The organism is Ensifer sp. GW101-20A05 (assembly GCF_059424735.1).
In genome coordinates this window covers 20,325-38,166 of the sequence record NZ_JBWKZT010000007.1, presented here as the reverse complement: position 1 = coordinate 38,166, position 17,842 = coordinate 20,325, and the positions used below count along the sequence as shown (strand labels likewise).

The window sequence follows — 17,842 nt, the reverse complement described above, 5'->3', positions numbered from 1 at the left end:
GATTGCATCGCATCTGCAATCTGGAATGGGTGCCTGCTCGCTTCCTCACGGCCGCGGGGTCGCCATCGCCGGTGCTCATTCGCTTGCCGTGAGAGACACGAGTCCTCCGGCGTGGCGATCGAGCCGCCCAGCGAGATCGAGCTCTAGGAGAAGAAGGTAGACCTGTGCCGGCGAAAGCCCGGTGTGCCTGACGATGTCGTCGGTTTCGACCGGCGTCGGACCAAGCGCATTGATGATGGCCGCACGGTCGCTGTCATTGGTCGCGGCAGGGGTGCTCGGTTGCGCATGCCCCTCCGGTTCCCTGACACTTGGCAAGCGTAGCTCGAACTGGCTGAGCGGCGCCAATGCTTCAAGGACATCGTCCGATGACGTCGTGACGATCGCGCCCTGCTTCAAAAGGTCGTTCGTGCCATGGCACCGGGGATCGAGTGGGGATCCCGGAACGGCAAAGACCAGCCGGCCGAAATCGGCGGCATAACGCGCGGTGATCAACGAGCCGGAGCGATTGGCCGCCTCGACGACGGTCACGCCGAGGCTGACGCCGGCAATCAGCCGGTTGCGCCGCGGGAAATCGCGTGCACGTGGCTCCCAGCCAAAGGGCATTTCGCTGATCGCCAGACCCCGGCCAGCGGTGATCTCATCCAGCAAGCCGATGTTTTCGGGCGGGTAGGGCCGATCCAAGCCGCCGGCAAGCGCGGCGATCGTGCCGGTTTCGAGGCTTGCGCGATGGGCGGCGGTATCGATGCCGCGCGCGAGACCCGAGGTGACGACATAGCCGGCGCGACCGGCATCGCGGGCAATCATCGCCGCGAACTTGGCGCCGCTGGCCGACGCGTTGCGCGAGCCGACAATGCCGAGCGACGGGCGGGTTGCTGCTTTGAGATCGCCCTTCATCGCGAGGAGAGGGGGAGCGCCGTCGATCTGCCGAAGCGCTGAAGGATAACCTGGCTCGCCGATGCCGACAAAGACCGCGCCGCAGCGTCGCGCCGCTTCCAGTTCCCGTTCGGCCTCGCTTACCGTTGCCACGCGATAGGCCTGTTTGGTCCCTCCGCGCCGGGATAGTTCTGGAAGCGCGTCGAGCGCGTTTTCCGCGGTGCCGAAGTGGTTGATCAGGTCCCTGAAGGCGATGGGGCCGACATTGTCGCTGCGGATCAGCCGCAGCCAGGATATTTTCTGTCGTTCAGTCAGCGCCACTCCGGTTCGTCCTGCGCTGTCCTCAGACATTATCCCTTGTCCCCGATCTTGCTTTCCGTGCCGGCGATCAGCCGTTGAATATTGGCGCGATGCTTCACCCAGCTAATGATGGTCATTGCCGCGAAGAGCAGGGCGACCTTTTCGTTCCCTACCGCGTAAAGTAGTACCGGAATGATAGCCGTTGCAACCAGGGCGGACAATGAGGAGTAACGGCTGATTTTCGCCATGGCGAGCCAGATCACCGCAAAGGCAAGCACCATGGCGGGAACGAGGCCGAGCAGGACGCCGATATAGGTGGCAACACCCTTGCCGCCCTTGAAGCCGAGCCAGACCGGATAGAGGTGGCCGATGAAGGCGGCGAAGCCGGCGGCGATCCCCGCTTCCACGCCCCAGTAGGAGGCGATGAAGGCCGCGGCGGTGCCCTTCAGGGCATCCAGAAGCAATGTTGCTGCCGCAAGTTTCCTGTTTCCGGTTCTCAGCACATTGGTCGCGCCGATGTTGCCCGAGCCGATCTTTCTGACGTCGCCCAGCCCGGCCATGCGGGTCAGGATCAGTCCGAATGGGATCGAGCCGAGCAGATAACCGAAGCCCAGGCTCAACAACGTCAAGGGCAGCCCAAGCTGCCAGGAAAATAGATCCACCGGTTCCCCTCCCGCGCGACCGCTTTGGGCTTATGCGGAATGCACAAGCTTGCCGGCAACATAGGTTTGCACAACCCGGCCGGTAAAGCGTGCATTTTCAAACGGCGTGTTCTTGGAGCGCGAGACGATGGCTTCCTTGTAGAGCACCCACGGCTCGTCGAGGTCGAGGACCGCGATATCGGCCTTGGCGCCCGGCCTCAGCGTGCCGGCGTTAAGACCGAAGATCGCCGCCGGGCGGGTCGACATGGCATCGATCAGGCGCATCAATGGAACTTGGCCGCTGTGGTACAGCCGAAGAGCGGCCGCTGCCAGCGTTTCAAGGCCGATCGCACCGTCGGCAGCGTCGGCAAACGGCAGGCGTTTGGTGTCGACGTCCTGCGGGTCATGCGAGGAGACGATGATGTCGATCGTGCCGTCGGCCAGCGCCTCGGCCATGGCCACCCGGTCGTCTTCGCTGCGAAGGGGCGGCGAAAGCTTGAAGAAGGTGCGGTACTCGCCGATGTCGTTTTCGTTGAGCGCCAGATTGTTGATCGAGATGCCGCAGGTGACGTTGGCGCCGCGCTGGCGTGCTGCACGAATGGCCTCAGCCGATTCGGGAACCGAGATTTGGGCGGCGTGGTAGGCGGCCTTCGTCAGGCCGGCGATGCGCAGGTCGCGCTCGAGCGGGATGATCTCCGATTCGCGCGGGATCCCGGCAAGGCCGAGCCAGCTTGCGAGCAGGCCTTCGTGCATGACGCCGTTGGCGCCGAGATACTTGTCGCGGGTCTCAAGAGAGATGACGGCGCCGAATTCGCGCGCATAGGTCATGGCGCGGCGCAGAACCAGCGTGTCGTGGATCGACCGTCGGCCATTGGTGAAGCAGACGGCGCCGGCTTCGCGCAGCAGGCCGAATTCGGTCATCTCTTCCCCGGCCAGTCCCTTGGTCAGGGCCGCGGCAGGATGGACATTGACGAGGGCCTTGTCGCGCGCCGTCTTCTTTACGTACTCGACCAGCGCGATATCGTCGATCACAGGATCCGTGTCGGGCATCGCAATGAAGGTGGTGACGCCACCGACCGCTGCTGCGCGCGACGCGGATTCGAAGGTTTCGCGATGTTCGCTGCCCGGTTCGCCGACGAACACGCGGGCATCGACGAGGCCGGGAACGGCGGTCAGGCCATCGCAGTCCTTGACGAAGGCGCCATCGGGCGCGCCCTGGTTCTGTGCATCCGCGCCGGCGGCCAGGATGCGGCCGTCGTTTCCGACGATGACAGTGCCGACCTCGTCAAGGCTGCGCGAGGGATCGACGATGCGGAGGTTCTTCAGAACGAGTGGTCTGGTCATAGGCGCGGCCCCTGGTTCTGCGAGAGAAGCAGCGTTTCCATCACCGCCATGCGTACGGCAACGCCCATCTCGACCTGCTGTTCGATCACGCTCTGCGGGCCGTCGGCGATTTCCGAGGCGATCTCGACGCCGCGGTTCATCGGCCCGGGGTGCATGACGAGCGCATCGTCCTTGGCCGCCTTCAGCTTCTGCGCATCGAGTCCGTAGTAGTGGAAGTATTCGCGCACCGAAGGCACGAAAGAGCCGGCCATGCGCTCGCGCTGGAGGCGCAGCATCATGACGACATCCGCATCCTTCAGGCCCTCGGCCATCGAGTGATAGACCTCGACGCCCATTTCGGCGATCCCCGAGGGAAGCAACGTCGCCGGAGCGACGACGCGCACGCGGGCGCCCATCTGGTTCAGGAGCAGGATGTTGGAGCGCGCCACGCGCGAGTGCAGCACGTCGCCGCAGATCGCCACGATGATGCGCGAGAGCTTACCCTTGGCGCGGCGGATCGTCAGCGCGTCGAGCAGGGCCTGGGTTGGGTGCTCGTGCTGACCGTCGCCGGCATTGACGACGGAGCAGGAGACCTTCTGCGCCAGGAGTGCGGCAGCACCCGCCGAGGAATGGCGCACCACCAGCACGTCCGGGTGCATGGCGTTCAGCGTCATCGCCGTATCGATCAGCGTTTCGCCCTTTTTCACCGAGGAGTTGCCGACCGACATGTTCATGACGTCGGCGCCAAGCCGCTTTCCGGCGAGCTCGAAGGACGATTGCGTGCGGGTCGAAGCCTCGAAGAAGAGGTTGATCTGCGTCAGCCCCCGCAGCGTGGAGGTCTTTTTCTCTCTTTGACGGGAGATTTGGACGGCTTCATCGGCGCGATCGAGCAGATAGGTTATATCCTGCTCCGTGAGCCCCTTGATGCCGAGCAGGTGGCGATGCGGGAAAGTGATCATGGGCCGCCCTTGCGCTCTGGAAATGTGGTCGCTCTATAAGACTTGGCCCCCGGTACGGCAAGGCTTGGGCGTCATCGTCCGCAGAAAACTTGCAACGGCCATCCTATCTTTTTCGCGCCCCGTTCCGTGGTCGAGAAACTTGCGCTAGAACCGGCCCATGAATCAGATGAACCGGACTGAACAGAAACTCGCCGAGCTGAACCAGCCCAAGCCCTGGTCCGGTGTCAACGCCTATCGCTCCGATCCGCTCGTGGTGGACATCACCTCGTCGATGAGCAAGACGCTGCGCGACGAATTCGATGTGCTCGGCCGTTACGTCACCTCGCCCGAAGCGCAGGAACTGGCGCGTATGGCGAATGAAGGTCCGCCGAAGCTGAAGACGCATGGCCCGCGCGGCGAGCGTCTCGATGTCGTCGAGTTCCACCCGGCCTGGCATGCGCTGATGCGCCGCTCAATGTCGTCGGGCCTGCATGCGTCGGCCTGGGAAAACCTGGCCGACGAGCGCAACCAGTCGCACAAGACACGCGCCATCCGCTTCTATCTGACGGCGCAGCTGGAATGCGGCCATCTCTGCCCGCTGACGATGACGAGCGCGTCGCTTGCCGCGATCACCGCGTCTCCGGCGGTGCAGAAGGAATGGGCGCCGAAGATCCTGTCACGCAAATACGACTCGACGAACCGTCCCTGGATGCAGAAGTCGGCCGTCACCGTCGGTATGGGCATGACCGAGAAGCAGGGCGGTACCGATGTCCGCGCCAATACCTCGACGGCCGAGCGTGTAGGCGAGGGCATCTATCGGTTGAATGGCCACAAGTGGTTCATGTCGGCACCGATGAGCGACGCCTTCGTCATGCTGGCGCAGACCCGCGAGGGCCTTGCCTGTTTCCTCGTGCCGCGTCTTCTGGAAGACGGCAGCGCCAACAGCCTGCGCTTCCAGCGGTTGAAGGACAAGCTCGGCAACCGCTCCAACGCTTCGTCGGAGGTCGAGTTCTCCGACACGTTCGGTTTCATCCTCGGCGCTCCGGACGCCGGCATCCGGACGATCCTCGACATGGTCACGCTGACGCGCCTCGACTGCGCGTTGGCATCCGCAGGCATGATGCGTGCCTCGCTTGCCGAAGCCGTGCACCACACCCGCGGCCGCAAGGTCTTCGGCAAGCCGCTCGTGAGCCAGCCGATGATGACGCGCGTGCTTGCCGACATGGCGCTCGATGTGGCGGCGGCAAGCGCCCTTTCGTTCCGTCTGGCTGAAGCGTTCGACAAGGCCCGCAACAGCCCTGAAGACGCGGCCTATGCGCGGATCATGACGCCTGTTGCCAAGTACTGGGCCTGCAAGATCGCCCCGGCACTGATTTACGAGGCGATGGAGTGCCTTGGCGGCAACGGCTATGTGGAAGAGCGCGCGCTGGCGCGCCATTACCGCGAAGCACCTGTCAACGCTATCTGGGAAGGGTCCGGCAACGTCATGGCGCTGGACGTGCTGCGCGTACTCGCCAAGGGCAAGGACCTCTTCGAGCAGCTCTTCGTCGTTTTGGCGCGCGATCTCGGACCAGCCGGCCGCAAGACGATCGACGTGTTGCGCGCCGCCATGTCGCTCTGCGAACGGGACGAGGGTGCTGCGCGCATGCTGGTCGAGCAATTGGCGCTCGCCGCCGCCGCCGCCGAACTCTATCGTCTCGGTGCCGGCCGCATCGCCGACGCTTTCCTCGAATCGCGACTGGCTGCCGGATGGCGCTCGACCTACGGCATGCTCGATTCGCGCTTCGATTCCGCCTACATCCTCGATCTTCTCTATCCCCCTGCGGCGTAGGCCGTCGGCCCCCTGCGACGTACGTCGTCAGGTCCCGGCGGCGTATGCCGTCAGCCGCTGCGACGTACGTCGTCAGTCCGCTGCCATGTACGTCGTCAGATCCCTGCGACGTAGGTCGTCAGGTAAAGGACGAGTGGTATCGTGAAGAACGAGACGACCGTTTGCACGGTTGCGACCGCCGCATAGAGTTCGGCGTCGCCATCCATCTGCTTGGCCAGCAGATAGCCGTTCATCGCCGTCGGCACGGCCGCGCCAAGCGCGATGACCAGCAGGGCGTCCCCCCGAATGCCGAGCAGATAGCTCGCGCTCACCATGAAGACCGGCATGACGATCAACTTGAGGAAGACCGCGAGCAGCGCCGTCGCGCTCGGCTTCAGCGCATCGGAAGCGCGCAAACCTGCCCCGACCATCACCAGCCCGAGGCTGAGCGAGGCGCTTGCCAGCATCTCGATCGTGGTCATCACGGGGCCGTAGATCTTAAGTCCGACCAGGTTGACGAGAATGCCGAGCACCGAGGCGACGATCAGCGGATTGGTGGCGATCTTTGCGAAGAAGCGCCTGAAGTCACGATTGCCCCCGCCGAACCAGACCAGCACGCCGATATTGTAGAGATTGATGGGGATGATCACGAGCGTCATCACCAGCGCGGTCAGCGTCAGGCCGATCGGTCCATAGAGTTTTTGCGCGATCGCCAGCGCCATGAAGCCGTTCCAGCGTGTTGCGGTCTGGAAGACTGAGGTGAACGAGGCGCCGGACACGTGCCGGTCTCGCAGCACTGGCCAGAGGAGCAGCACGAAGGCCGACATCAGGCTGACGCTGCCGATCGTCGCGATGGCCGTCGCGTCGGCTTTCAACCCGGCAAAGTCTGCCTGGGCAAGCGTCGAGAACAGCAGGGCAGGGAACAGGATGAAGTAGCCGAACTGCTCGAGCCCGAGCCAAAGGCTCTGGTCGACGAATGTCGAGCGTTTGAGCCAGACGCCGAGCAGAACCAGCAGGAAGATCGGAAGGATGCTTTCAAAGACGACGGTCATGGAGGAGGACCTGCGAGGGGGAGGGATACCGCTACCCGAATTTTGCAGAGACCGGAATGGGCTTGCAGCTTTGTGGTGAATGATCGGGCGCAACCGCAAGCGTGAGCGCAAGAAAACCTAGCTTGTGAAAATTAACCTTAACAAATGGTTTACGTTGCACGCCTTGCCTGTAGGCGCGAAATTGACCAGGAATTTCAACAGATCCGGAGTGGAGCGGTTCGGTGAGAACTGGTCTTTTGATCATCATGATGATGTTTTTCGCCGGACTGGCGCTGGATATTGCGGTCCCAACGATGGTCCTGCTTGCCTTGTTGCTGGCAGACCGCGCCATATATCCGCTAGTCTACCGCCGCATCTCGGAAAGGGGAGCCGCATGAAGTGGTTTCTGATCCTTTGGGCCTGCCCGGTCATGTTCCTCACGTCGTGGTATGGTCTCTCCTACTACGACATGAGCTTCGGCTTCTTCATGCTGACGCGGCAGACCCATGATCTCGTGTTCCAGGTCTACGGCCATGTCCTCGGCATTCCGCCAGAGACGATCCCGCCCCTCGTCGCGCGTGCGATCGTCTTCGATAGTTTTGTGGTTTTTGCCATTATCGGCTTTCGCAAGCGCCGTGAGATCGCAGCCTGGTATCGCCGTCGTTTCGGTGCCGGCGTAGCTCAGTCCGAAAGGCCGTCCCTCGCGAGCGAAGCCAGCCTGTCGAGCGCGCCCTGAAGAATGAAGGAGGCGGCGGCCGAATCGATGCGTTCGGCCCGCTTCCGTCGCGACACATCCATTTCGATCAGCACACGCTCGGCCGCAACGGTCGAAAGCCTTTCATCCCAGAAGATGAAAGGCAGCGGCGTCTTTTGCTCCATGTTGCGCACGAAGGCGCGGGTCGCCTGACAACGCGGTCCCTCGCTGCCGTCCATGTTGACGGGCAGGCCGATGACGAAGGCTGCGATCTTTTCTTTTCCTGCCACTGACAGCAGCGCTTCCGCGTCCACCCCGAACTTGATCCGGCGGATCACCTCTCGGGGTGTTGCGAACCTGCGGCCGAGATCGGAGACCGAAAGGCCGATCGTCTTGGTGCCGAGGTCGAGCCCGGCGATCGCCTGGTTCTGTTGAAGCTGGGATGCCAGCTCTTCGATGGTGAGAATTGCCATGTCGGTGTCGATTCGATCTTTGCGCGGAGGGCTGTCTGTTCCATATGCTGTTCCGACACGCAAATCATCAGGGAGATCGTCATGAAGATCAAATGGCTCGGTCATGCCGCCTTTCACATCGAAACGGCAAAGTCCAAAATCCTCATCGACCCCTTCTTCACCGGCAATCCCGCCTTCCGGGACGAGGATCGCAGGGACGCGACCGCCGGGCTCACCCACATCCTCCTGACCCATGGTCATGGCGACCATGTCGGCGATACGATTGCGATCGCCAAGGAGACCGGTGCGACCGTGGTCGCCAATGCCGATCTCGCCGCCTGGCTCGGGCGGCATGGCGTCAAGGCGCTCGAAATGGGAAATACCGGCGGCACCATCAACCTCGGCGCGTTTTCAACGACCTTCGTCAACGCGCTCCATTCCTCGGCGCAGCTCACCGAGGACGGCGTTTCCCATTCGCTCGGCAATGCCAATGGCCTGGTGCTGCATTTCGAGGACGAGCCGACGCTCTACCACATGGGTGACACGGACATCTTTTCCGACATGGCGCTGATCAACGAATTGCACCAGCCGGAAATCGGCATCGTGCCGATCGGCGACCGTTTCACCATGGGCGGCGCGGTGGCGGCACTCGCCTGCCAGCGCTTTTTCAAGTTCTCGACGGCGATCCCCTGCCATTACGGCTCGTTCCCGATCATCGACCAGACCCCCGCGACCTTCGTTGCCGGCATGGAAAGTGCATCCACCAAGGTGGAGACACCTTACGTCGGCGTCGTCGTCGAGGTCTGATGTTGCGCCGGGCCTTTTGACGAGAGGTCCGGTACTCCGGCAATTCCCCCGTTGCGTGGCTCGCCGTGCGCCATTATAGCGGGGGAAGTTCCAGTTACCGGAGACGATCATGTCCGTAGACCTTGCCACCGTGAAGCGCGTTGCGCGCCTTGCCCGTATCGCCGTCAGCGAAGAGGAAGCCGAGCGGATGATGGGCGAGCTCAATGGCATCCTCGGTTTTGTCGAACAGCTCTCCGAAGTTAATGTCGATGGCGTCGAGCCGATGACCTCGGTCACGCCGATGGAGATGAAGAAGCGGACGGACATCGTGTCGGACGGCAACAAGGCCGACGATATCGTTGCCAATGCACCGAATTCCGATCGCAATTTCTTCCTCGTTCCGAAGGTGGTCGAATAACCAGACCCCCTGCCGCCCCGACGTTCCCGATTGCGAAAGCCCGATTTCATCATGACCGACCTTATCAGCCTCACGATTGCCGAAGCCCGCGCGAAACTCGCCGCCAAGGAAATCACCGCCGTCGAACTGACGGATGCCTACATCGGCGCGATCGATGCCGCCAATGAGGCGATCAATGCCTACATCGCCGTAACGCCGGACAAGGCGCGCGAGATGGCGAAAGCCTCGGACGCGCGTATCGCCGCCGGCAAGGCCGGTGCGCTTGAAGGCATCCCGCTCGGCATCAAGGATCTCTTCGGCACCGAAGGCGTGCACACACAGGCCTGCAGCCATATCCTCGACGGTTTCGCGCCGCGCTACGAATCGACCGTGACCCAGAACCTCTGGAACGACGGCGCCGTCATGCTCGGCAAGCTGAACATGGACGAATTCGCCATGGGCTCGTCGAACGAGACCTCCTACTACGGTGCCGTGAAGAACCCGTGGCGCGCCAAGGGCTCCAATCTCGACCTCGTTCCGGGCGGCTCGTCCGGCGGTTCGGCTGCAGCCGTCGCTGCGCATCTCTGCGCCGGTGCCACGGCGACCGATACCGGCGGTTCCATCCGCCAGCCGGCCGCCTTTACCGGCACCGTCGGCATCAAGCCGACCTATGGCCGCTGCTCGCGCTGGGGCGTCGTCGCCTTCGCCTCGTCGCTCGATCAGGCCGGCCCGATCGCCCGTGACGTGCGCGATGCTGCGATCCTCTTGAAGTCGATGGCAAGCGTCGACACCAAGGATACGACCTCGGTCGATCTGCCGGTGCCGGATTACGAAGCTTCCATCGGCAAGTCGGTCAAGGGCATGAAGATCGGCATTCCCCGGGAATACCGCGTCGACGGCATGCCGGAAGAGATCGAGGCGCTCTGGCAGCAGGGCATCGCCTGGCTGAAGGACGCCGGCGCCGAGATCGTCGACATCACCCTGCCGCACACGAAGTATGCGCTGCCGGCCTATTACATCGTCGCTCCGGCCGAGGCTTCCTCGAACCTCGCCCGCTATGACGGCGTGCGCTACGGCCTGCGCGTCGACGGCAAGGACATCGTCGACATGTACGAGAAGACCCGCGCCGCCGGTTTCGGCCAGGAGGTCAAGCGCCGCATCATGATCGGCACCTACGTGCTTTCGGCCGGTTATTACGACGCCTATTATCTGCAGGCGCAGAAGGTCCGTACGCTGATCAAGCGCGACTTCGAACTGGCCTTCCACGCCGGCGTCGATGCCATCCTGACGCCCGCTACACCGTCCTCCGCCTTCGGTATCGCCGACGAGGACCTGGCGTCCGATCCGGTCAAGATGTACCTGAACGACATCTTCACGGTAACGGTCAACATGGCTGGTCTTCCCGGCATTGCCGTTCCCGGCGGCCTCGACCACAAGGGTCTGCCGCTTGGCCTCCAACTGATCGGCAAGCCGTTTGAGGAAGAGACGCTGTTCAAGACGGCGCATATCATCGAACAGGCCGCCGGTCGCTTCACGCCCACCAAGTGGTGGTAAGGCTTTGATGGCGGTGCCGGACAGGCGCCGCCACTGTTTCTGAAGGCGATCAGTCACTCTTGTCGCGGAAGGAGCCCGCGTCATGCCCGCCATCCGTCATGCCCGCGCCGGCGATGTCGACCGGCTGACGGCGATCGGTCTCGCCGCTTGGCAATCCGCCATTGCCGGTCTTGCCGATGGTGAGATAATGCGGCGTGTGGCAGAAGCCTCGTTTTTCCGTTTTCTTTCCGATCACTGGTTGTCTGTTTTGCTGATCGAAGCCGAAGGCGGCATTCGCGGTTGGGTGGCGCGAGAGGACTTCGACAACGCGATATCCGACCTGTGGATCGAGCCGGCAGTCCAGGGCAGGGGGCTCGGTGCTTTGCTCCTCGGCGAGATCGAGCGTTGCATCGTTGCGGACGGGTTCGATGTCGCCACCACCAAGACCCATGCGCGCAACGACCGAGCCGTGACCTTTTCCGCAACCGCGGCTACGGCGTGAGTTGGCTTTCCACCGCCTACGCCCCGCAACTCGACAGTGATGTCGAGTTTATCGGTCTGAGCAAAGTCCTCACCGAGCAAGACTAGAACCGCCGACCCTGCGCATATCCGTGCACGGCTGCCACCCGGAAATGCGCAGCTTCCGGTATTGATGCAAGATGAGGCTTCTCGTCGCTTCACCTTGCGTGAAGCGCCGGCGATACCGGACATCGTTCGATGTCCGTTATCGCCGTTTCAGCCGCTCAGCGGTTGTTGAATTCGGAGCGCACGAGCTGCAAACCGCGTTCCGTGATGCGATAGGGATTTCCGCCGGAAGACGATATCGCCTTCTTGCGCTTCAGTTTGCGGAAGAGCTCCAGGTCGAAGCCGGGGTAGACCCAGCCGTCACGGGTGAAGCAGCGGATCTCGGTGATCGCCTTGCTTTCGCGGATGATTTCGATGCGGCCGCCCTGGGCCAAATGATGAAGAATGCGCTGTTCTGCGCGCGAGATGTCCATTGTCTGAATGTTCCGGAAAAGCGTTCGGAAGAACGCAGGAAAACGTTCCGCAAATCACTGGGAAAGCGGGGTGACGTTTCCGGCCCGTGCGCGCAATCAAAGGAAGATTGCGGGGACGGGCCCTTACCGGGACTCAGGCGAATACGAGAACATCAAAACTCCAGAAAGACGGTGCTTTCCTAAAAGACGTTCGCGAGCGCGTCAAGATGCCCCTGCAACGCCAGGGTGCCGAACGCCGCGGCTGCCACCTGAAAGACGATGATGAGCGCCAGCCGGGTTCTGAATGGTTCCTTGCGTGTCTTGTGGCGAAATATGTGCCGGGCAGCCATCGCCCCCGGACTTCCGCCGAGAAAAGCAATCGTCAACAGCGTCTGTTCGCTGATGCGCCAACGGCCCGCGCGCGCCGCCCGTTTGTCAAACCAGAACAGCCCGAAGCTTAAGATGTTGATGTAGGCTGCGTACAAGGCGAGTGCGGTGGCGGTGGACATCGGCAAATCTTGGCGCAAGGGTGCTAAACGATGGTTAAGCGGCGCTCCCAACGCGCGGCTGTCCGGAGATGCGGCCGCATGCTGCCGAACAACTTGCACCGGCGGACCAATTGTTCTACCGAGAAACCAAGAATTCAGGCTTCAAAGAAGAGCATGATATGAGCATTGTCGACGTCCGCACCCCCGATCCGAAACGCTTCATCCCCGGCGCCACCGGCGACTGGGAAGTCATCATCGGCATGGAAGTCCATGCCCAGGTGCTTTCCAATTCGAAGCTGTTCTCGGGTGCCTCGACGGAGTTCGGCAATGCGCCGAATGCCAACGTTTCGCTGGTCGACGCCGCCATGCCCGGCATGCTGCCCGTCATCAACGAGGAATGCGTGAAGCAGGCGGTGCGCACCGGTCTCGGCCTCAAGGCCGCAATCAACAAGCGCTCGATCTTCGACCGCAAGAACTATTTCTATCCGGACCTGCCGCAGGGCTATCAGATCTCCCAGTTCAAGGATCCGATCGTCGGCGAGGGCAAGATCATGATTTCGATCGGCCCTGATCGCCAGGGCCAGTTCGAGGACGTCGAGGTCGGCATCGAGCGGCTGCATCTCGAGCAGGATGCCGGCAAGTCGATGCACGACCAGCATCCGTCCATGTCCTATGTCGACCTCAACCGTTCGGGCGTGGCGCTGATGGAGATCGTCTCCAAGCCGGACATGCGTTCGTCGGATGAGGCCAAAGCCTATATGACGAAGCTGCGCTCGATCGTGCGCTACCTCGGCACCTGCGACGGCAACATGGACGAAGGTTCCATGCGCGCCGACGTCAACGTTTCCGTGCGCCGTCCGGGCGAGGGCTTCGGCACCCGTTGCGAGATCAAGAACGTCAACTCAATCCGCTTCATCGGCCAGGCAATCGAGTACGAGGCGCGCCGCCAGATCGGCATCCTCGAAGATGGTGGCTCTATCGATCAGGAAACCCGCCTGTTCGATCCGAACAAGGGCGAGACCCGTTCGATGCGCTCCAAGGAAGACGCGCACGACTACCGTTACTTCCCGGACCCGGACCTGTTGCCGCTGGAGTTCGACGATGCTTTCGTTGAAGCGTTGAAGGCCGATCTGCCGGAATTGCCCGACGACAAGAAGGACCGGTTCGTTCGAGACCTCGGCCTTTCGGTCTACGATGCCTCGGTGCTCGTTTCCGAAAAGTCGATCGCGGACTACTTCGAGGCTGTAGCCGAAGGACGCGATGGCAAGATCGCCGCGAACTGGGTCATCAACGACCTGCTCGGCGCCTTGAACAAAGCCGGCAAAGCCATTGAAGAGACTCCCGTTTCCCCGGCTCAGCTCGGCGGCATCATCGATCTCATCAAGGCCGAGACCATCTCGGGCAAGATCGCGAAGGACCTCTTCGAGATCATCTGGAACGAAGGTGGCGACCCGGCCGAGATCGTCGAAGCCCGCGGCATGAAGCAGGTGACGGACACCGGCGCCATCGAAAAGGCAGTGGACGAGATCATCGCCGCCAACCCGGACCAGGTCGCCAAGGTCCAGGCCAAGCCCTCGCTTGCCGGCTGGTTCGTCGGTCAGGTGATGAAGGCGACGGGCGGCAAGGCCAACCCGCAGGCCGTGCAGGCCCTCGTGAAGGCCAAGCTCGGCATCGAGGAATAAGCGATGTTCTTCGTGCGGACGGCCAGCGAGCGTGATCTCGAAAAGGTTCGCGCCCTGCTGGTCGAGACGTGGCATGCGACCTACGACACCTTCTACGGCGTCGAGAAGGTCAACGAACTGACGGAGCGCTGGCATTCGCTGCCGGCGCTGAAAGCGCGGGTCGCGCGCAAGAACGCCGAGTTCCTGGTCGCAGATGACGGTCGCCAGATCGGCGGCATGGGTTTTGCGGCCATGTCCGACACGCAAGCCAAGACTGCCGTGCTGCATCAGCTCTATGTGCTGCCGAAGTTCCAGCGGCAGGGCATCGGCCGCGACATCTTCGCCGAGCTCGAAACCTGCTTCCCGGATGCCGAGCGCATGCGCGTCGAAGTCGAGCCGCAGAACCTGCACGCGCTTGCCTTCTATCGAACGCATGGCTTCGCCGAGGTCGGTGAGACGGCCAACCATGGTGACGAGCAATCCGGTCTGCCGGCGATCATCCTGGAAAAGCGGCTTCTCGGCTAAGTGCAAGTCCTGGCAGCTCCCTGTGGATAACTTCATCGGGGGCGGCTCTGTCATGAAACCTTTGCACTGCAGTGCTTGGTCCGCCGTCGATGAACGAAGCGAGCCGAGGGAACCATGGACGCGATAGCCGAACTCTTGATCCGCAAGGCCGAGCGCGAAGATCTGTCCGCCATCGTGGCACTCTTTGCCGATGATCAGCTCGGTGGTCATGGCGATACGACCGCTCCGGAAGCCTTCGGAGACTACGTCGCCGCCTTCGAACAAATCGAAGCCTCGTCGCTGCAGACACTCTTTGTCGCGGTTCTTGCCCGGGAGATCGTCGGTACCTTTCAGACGGCGCTGCATACGTCGCTTTCCGGTCGCGGCAGCTCGAGCCTGATCGTCGAAGCGGTTCAGACGCGCGAGGATATGCGTGGCCGTGGGATCGGCGAACGCATGATGCGCCACGCGATCGCCGAGGCTCGCGACCGAGGAGCGAAGAAGGTCCGGCTGACGTCCAATGCTGTGCGCACCGACGCGCACCGTTTCTACGAGCGGCTCGGCTTCACGCGCAGTCACTTCGGCTTCCTCATGCCGTTGAAATGACGGCCTTTGCCTCGGAATCACTGGACAAGCCATGAGCGGCGGGGCATAAGCGGGAACATAGTTTTGGTATCTGGCCGCCTTCCCAACGGCCGGTCAAGGACGGCATCCATGAAGCTCCTGCTGCAGATTTTCACCTGGTGGAACGAACAGACGATCGGAACGCGCTTTCACACCTGGCGCCATGGTCAACGGGTCGGTCAAGACGAACTCGGCAATGTCTACTATCAGGGCGGCAAGGACTCAGAAGGCCGCACCCGCCGCTGGGTGATCTACAATGGCTATGCCGAAGCCTCCGCCATTCCGGCCGGCTGGCACGGCTGGATGCATCACCGAACCGACGTCTCGCCGGCCGATGAGAAATACACGCCGCGCGAATGGCAGAAGCCGCATCGCGCGAACCCGACCGGTACGGCCAGCGCCTACCGCCCGCAGGGCTCGATTGCAGCCACCGGCAAGCGTCCGCGCGTGACCGGCGACTACGACGCCTGGACGCCTGGCTCCTGAATAATCTGTTCTCAGAGACGACGACGGGCCGCGGAATAGGTTCCTCGATCACGGCGCGGCCACAATTGATGGTTAGCGCCTGAAATCCATCGACGATGAACAGGGCACGCGGGAGACAGGCGACAATGGCAGGTTCTGATCTGCGCAAAGCAATCGGCCAAGGAGCACGGCGGTTGGGCTTGTCCCTGCTTGCCGGTTTGCCGCTGATCGCCTCGGCGGGAGCCGTTGACGCGGCGCGCCTCTCCAATGCCGTCGCTGTCTTCTCCGGCATCGACAAGATCACCGGCCGCATCACCACCTTCGACGTCTATATTGGCGAGACGGTCCAGTTCGGCGCCCTCCAGGTGACGCCGCGCGTCTGCTACAGCCGCGATGATACCGAAGCGCAAAAGATCACGACCTTTGTCGAGGTCGAGGAGATCACGCTCGACCGCAAGATCCGCCGCATCTTTACAGGCTGGATGTTTGCCGATAGCCCGGGCCTGAACGCTGTGGAGCATCCGGTCTATGACGTCTGGCTGCAGTCCTGCAAGGCGACGTCCGATCTGCCGCCACCGGATACCGCGGCGAAGCAGTAATTCGCTGAGGCTGCCGGACATAAGAGCGGCAGCCTAACCCGTAATCGATCTACCTCATCACCTTGGCGCTATGCGCTTGGCGGTTCCTTGCGGCCCAACAGGCCCTTGAAGAAACGCATAGCCGCAGCACCTGCAATCACGACCAGCACGCCGCCCTTTTTCAGAAAGGCCAGCGCGACGGCAAGCAAGCCGGCCTTGGCGGCGACCTTGGCGCCGGCGCCGGCTGCAATAAGGCCCGCCATTCCATAGGCCGCGACAGCATCGCCCTCCTTGAAGTCCGCGTAGGCCTGCCCGGCGTCGAACTGCACCATGCCCGTAACACCCGGCAGTCCCGACTTGATTTCGTCGAGCTGCTCCAGCCCCGAAACGAAGTTCATCTGCAGCACGCCTTCGCGGCTGAGGATGCGAACAGAATAGTTCAGGGTATGGGGCGCGTTTGGATCCTTGCCGAAGATCAGGTCGCGTGCCCAATGCATCGTGTGCGTTGCCAGATCGTAATGGGGAGGGGAGGCCCAGCCGACCAGCGTGATCGGATCGTAGCCCTGCTTCTCGCGCTCGATGTTGTTTTCGGCAGACGCTTCCTTCAGCTGTGCCAGCAGTTCGGTAAAATCGGTGGTCAGCGCATCCGCATCCGAGACGTAACCGTCCTTCAGGTAATCGATGACCGATCCCCAGGCTTTGTCGGCGTCAGGCGCATACTTGGCGGGAAACACCATGCCGAGATGACCCTCGGCAGAGCCCGGAGGATTGCCCCACAGGTCGACAAGGACCTTCTTTGTGTCGGCAGGATCCAGGAAATAGAACTCCGCTGGAATATCGAGCTGCGCCTGGGCTGCGGGCAGCGAGACCTTGCCCTGCTTGAAATCAAGCGACCCGACGATGGCCGAGTACTCAGGCGACAGGTTCGGTTCGCTGCCGAACATCTCGCGATATGTCTTTGCTTCCGCAATCGCGCTGGAAGCCATGAAAACCGACAATGCCAATATAAACTTGTTCATCCATGTGCCCTCGAAAACGGTTGAACTGTGGATGAACATGTGAGCGAAGTACATCTCCAGGTGGAGATATCCAACGAAGAGTATCCCGCTCTCAAGTGGAATCACTGGAAGCGGGAAGACGCTCTAGAAGGAAAGGTCTGGCGAGTTCATCGCGTTGCCGAGCATGATCTCGTACTCGGCCTTCGGCACATCGACCGCACCGAAAGATTTCAGATGCTCGGTCGTGAATTGGGTGTCCAGCAGCTCAAAGCCTCGGGCACGCAGGCGCTGCACCAGATGCACAAGGCAGATCTTTGAGGCGTCGGTGCGCCTTGAAAACATGCTTTCGCCGAAAAATGCCGAGCCGAGCGAGACACCGTAGAGGCCGCCGACCAACAGGTCGTCCTCCCAGGCCTCGACGCTGTGGGCGTAACCCATCGTGTGCAGCGTTGCGTAGAGGGTGCGGATCTTGTTGTTGATCCAGGTCGTCGGGCGGTCAGGGGCCGGGGCGGCGCAGCCTTCCATCACTGCTTCGAAGGCGGTGTTGAAGCGGATGTCGAAGGGTTTTCGGCGGATCGTCTTGGCGAGGCTGCGGGAGACGTGAAAGTCCGTGAGCGGGATAACGCCGCGAATTTCGGGCTCGACCCAGAAAAGCTCGGGGTCATCGGCCGAATCGGCCATAGGGAACAGGCCGATCGAATAGGCGCGCAGCAGCATGTCCGGTGTAATGTCGGGCTGCTTGCTGCGCGTCCCTTTCAATGTACGGTCC

General features: G+C 62.2%; 22 protein-coding genes. 11 read left to right on the top strand and 11 right to left on the bottom strand.

Going from position 1 to position 17,842, the window contains the following annotated elements; translation table 11 throughout:
* Positions 1–75 precede the first annotated feature (75 nt).
* From dprA to AC070A_RS18500, 4 genes are read right to left on the bottom strand one after another with little or no spacing between them, the layout of a single operon-like run.
* Positions 76–1,224: a DNA-processing protein DprA gene (dprA, locus tag AC070A_RS18515; RefSeq protein WP_057252285.1), complete on the bottom strand. Its 1,149-nt coding sequence runs from the start codon at positions 1,222–1,224 to the stop codon at positions 76–78.
* Complete coding sequence (gene plsY / locus AC070A_RS18510) at positions 1,224–1,835, bottom strand: glycerol-3-phosphate 1-O-acyltransferase PlsY (protein WP_057252284.1); 612 nt, start codon at positions 1,833–1,835, stop codon at positions 1,224–1,226. The genes dprA and plsY overlap by 1 nt, the downstream gene beginning before the upstream one ends.
* Before the next feature lie 30 nt (positions 1,836–1,865).
* Positions 1,866–3,158 carry a dihydroorotase gene (locus AC070A_RS18505; RefSeq protein WP_057252283.1) on the bottom strand — a complete coding sequence of 431 codons (1,293 nt, stop codon included), beginning with the start codon at positions 3,156–3,158 and terminating at the stop codon, positions 1,866–1,868.
* Positions 3,155–4,096: an aspartate carbamoyltransferase catalytic subunit gene (locus AC070A_RS18500; RefSeq protein ID WP_057252282.1), complete on the bottom strand. Its 942-nt coding sequence runs from the start codon at positions 4,094–4,096 to the stop codon at positions 3,155–3,157. The genes AC070A_RS18505 and AC070A_RS18500 overlap by 4 nt, the downstream gene beginning before the upstream one ends.
* A 157-nt stretch (positions 4,097–4,253) precedes the next feature.
* Between AC070A_RS18500 and AC070A_RS18495 the strand changes: the two genes are divergently transcribed.
* Positions 4,254–5,906 carry an acyl-CoA dehydrogenase family protein gene (locus AC070A_RS18495; protein WP_113479286.1) on the top strand — a complete coding sequence of 551 codons (1,653 nt, stop codon included), beginning with the start codon at positions 4,254–4,256 and terminating at the stop codon, positions 5,904–5,906.
* A 95-nt stretch (positions 5,907–6,001) separates the two neighbouring features.
* On the opposite strand, the gene AC070A_RS18490 is transcribed toward AC070A_RS18495, so the two are convergent.
* Together AC070A_RS18490 and AC070A_RS18485 are read right to left on the bottom strand one after the other, a co-directional pair.
* Positions 6,002–6,937, bottom strand: coding sequence for an AEC family transporter (locus AC070A_RS18490; RefSeq protein ID WP_093232273.1), 936 nt, complete (start codon positions 6,935–6,937; stop codon positions 6,002–6,004).
* Positions 6,938–6,968: 31 nt separating this feature from the next.
* On the bottom strand, positions 6,969–7,184 hold the full coding sequence (locus tag AC070A_RS18485) for a hypothetical protein (protein ID WP_156414687.1): 216 nt from the start codon (positions 7,182–7,184) through the stop codon (positions 6,969–6,971).
* Positions 7,185–7,310: 126 nt separating this feature from the next.
* Between AC070A_RS18485 and AC070A_RS18480 the strand changes: the two genes are divergently transcribed.
* Positions 7,311–7,652 carry a DUF6105 family protein gene (locus tag AC070A_RS18480; RefSeq protein ID WP_057252279.1) on the top strand — a complete coding sequence of 114 codons (342 nt, stop codon included), beginning with the start codon at positions 7,311–7,313 and terminating at the stop codon, positions 7,650–7,652.
* Here AC070A_RS18480 and ruvX read toward each other — a convergent pair.
* Complete coding sequence (gene ruvX / locus AC070A_RS18475) at positions 7,598–8,083, bottom strand: Holliday junction resolvase RuvX (protein WP_057252278.1); 486 nt, start codon at positions 8,081–8,083, stop codon at positions 7,598–7,600. The two genes, AC070A_RS18480 and ruvX, sit on opposite strands and share 55 nt — an antisense overlap.
* An 81-nt stretch (positions 8,084–8,164) precedes the next feature.
* Here ruvX and AC070A_RS18470 point away from each other — a divergent pair, with 81 nt between their 5' ends.
* The 4 genes from AC070A_RS18470 (at position 8,165) to AC070A_RS18455 (ending at position 11,280) form a co-directional block, all read left to right on the top strand.
* Entirely contained in the window at positions 8,165–8,869 is a 705-nt protein-coding gene (locus AC070A_RS18470) for a metal-dependent hydrolase (RefSeq protein ID WP_057252277.1), read from the top strand.
* Positions 8,870–8,978: 109 nt separating this feature from the next.
* Entirely contained in the window at positions 8,979–9,266 is a 288-nt protein-coding gene (gene gatC, locus AC070A_RS18465; RefSeq protein WP_057252276.1) for an Asp-tRNA(Asn)/Glu-tRNA(Gln) amidotransferase subunit GatC, read from the top strand.
* 51 nt (positions 9,267–9,317) lie between these two features.
* Positions 9,318–10,799: an Asp-tRNA(Asn)/Glu-tRNA(Gln) amidotransferase subunit GatA gene (gene gatA, locus AC070A_RS18460; protein WP_057252275.1), complete on the top strand. Its 1,482-nt coding sequence runs from the start codon at positions 9,318–9,320 to the stop codon at positions 10,797–10,799.
* Positions 10,800–10,881: 82 nt separating this feature from the next.
* The gene (locus AC070A_RS18455; RefSeq protein WP_244495674.1) at positions 10,882–11,280 is read left to right on the top strand and encodes a GNAT family N-acetyltransferase; all 399 of its coding nucleotides are present in this window, start codon (positions 10,882–10,884) and stop codon (positions 11,278–11,280) included.
* 241 nt (positions 11,281–11,521) lie between these two features.
* Here the strand turns inward: AC070A_RS18455 and AC070A_RS18450 are convergent, their stop codons facing one another.
* Both AC070A_RS18450 and AC070A_RS18445 read right to left on the bottom strand, forming a co-directional pair.
* A complete protein-coding gene (locus AC070A_RS18450; RefSeq protein ID WP_057252273.1) occupies positions 11,522–11,776 on the bottom strand; it encodes a YjhX family toxin in 255 nt (84 codons plus the stop codon).
* 179 nt (positions 11,777–11,955) lie between these two features.
* Complete coding sequence (locus AC070A_RS18445; RefSeq protein ID WP_112995485.1) at positions 11,956–12,264, bottom strand: DUF1294 domain-containing protein; 309 nt, start codon at positions 12,262–12,264, stop codon at positions 11,956–11,958.
* Positions 12,265–12,422: 158 nt separating this feature from the next.
* On the opposite strand from AC070A_RS18445, the gene gatB reads away from it, so the two are divergent.
* From gatB to AC070A_RS18420, 5 genes are all read left to right on the top strand, one after another.
* Positions 12,423–13,925: an Asp-tRNA(Asn)/Glu-tRNA(Gln) amidotransferase subunit GatB gene (gene gatB / locus AC070A_RS18440; protein ID WP_057252865.1), complete on the top strand. Its 1,503-nt coding sequence runs from the start codon at positions 12,423–12,425 to the stop codon at positions 13,923–13,925.
* A 3-nt stretch (positions 13,926–13,928) separates the two neighbouring features.
* Positions 13,929–14,429: a GNAT family N-acetyltransferase gene (locus AC070A_RS18435; RefSeq protein ID WP_057252271.1), complete on the top strand. Its 501-nt coding sequence runs from the start codon at positions 13,929–13,931 to the stop codon at positions 14,427–14,429.
* Between the two features lie 114 nt (positions 14,430–14,543).
* A complete protein-coding gene (locus AC070A_RS18430) occupies positions 14,544–15,014 on the top strand; it encodes a GNAT family N-acetyltransferase (protein WP_093232281.1) in 471 nt (156 codons plus the stop codon).
* Positions 15,015–15,122: 108 nt separating this feature from the next.
* Complete coding sequence (locus AC070A_RS18425) at positions 15,123–15,518, top strand: NADH:ubiquinone oxidoreductase subunit NDUFA12 (protein WP_057252270.1); 396 nt, start codon at positions 15,123–15,125, stop codon at positions 15,516–15,518.
* A 125-nt stretch (positions 15,519–15,643) separates the two neighbouring features.
* Positions 15,644–16,096, top strand: a complete 453-nt coding sequence (locus tag AC070A_RS18420; protein ID WP_057252269.1) for a DUF2155 domain-containing protein — start codon at positions 15,644–15,646, stop codon at positions 16,094–16,096.
* A 68-nt stretch (positions 16,097–16,164) separates the two neighbouring features.
* On the opposite strand, the gene AC070A_RS18415 is transcribed toward AC070A_RS18420, so the two are convergent.
* Together AC070A_RS18415 and aat are read right to left on the bottom strand one after the other, a co-directional pair.
* On the bottom strand, positions 16,165–17,094 hold the full coding sequence (locus tag AC070A_RS18415) for a DUF2167 domain-containing protein (RefSeq protein ID WP_057252861.1): 930 nt from the start codon (positions 17,092–17,094) through the stop codon (positions 16,165–16,167).
* A gap of 123 nt (positions 17,095–17,217) precedes the next feature.
* Entirely contained in the window at positions 17,218–17,832 is a 615-nt protein-coding gene (gene aat, locus AC070A_RS18410) for a leucyl/phenylalanyl-tRNA--protein transferase (RefSeq protein ID WP_057252268.1), read from the bottom strand.
* Positions 17,833–17,842 lie beyond the last annotated feature (10 nt).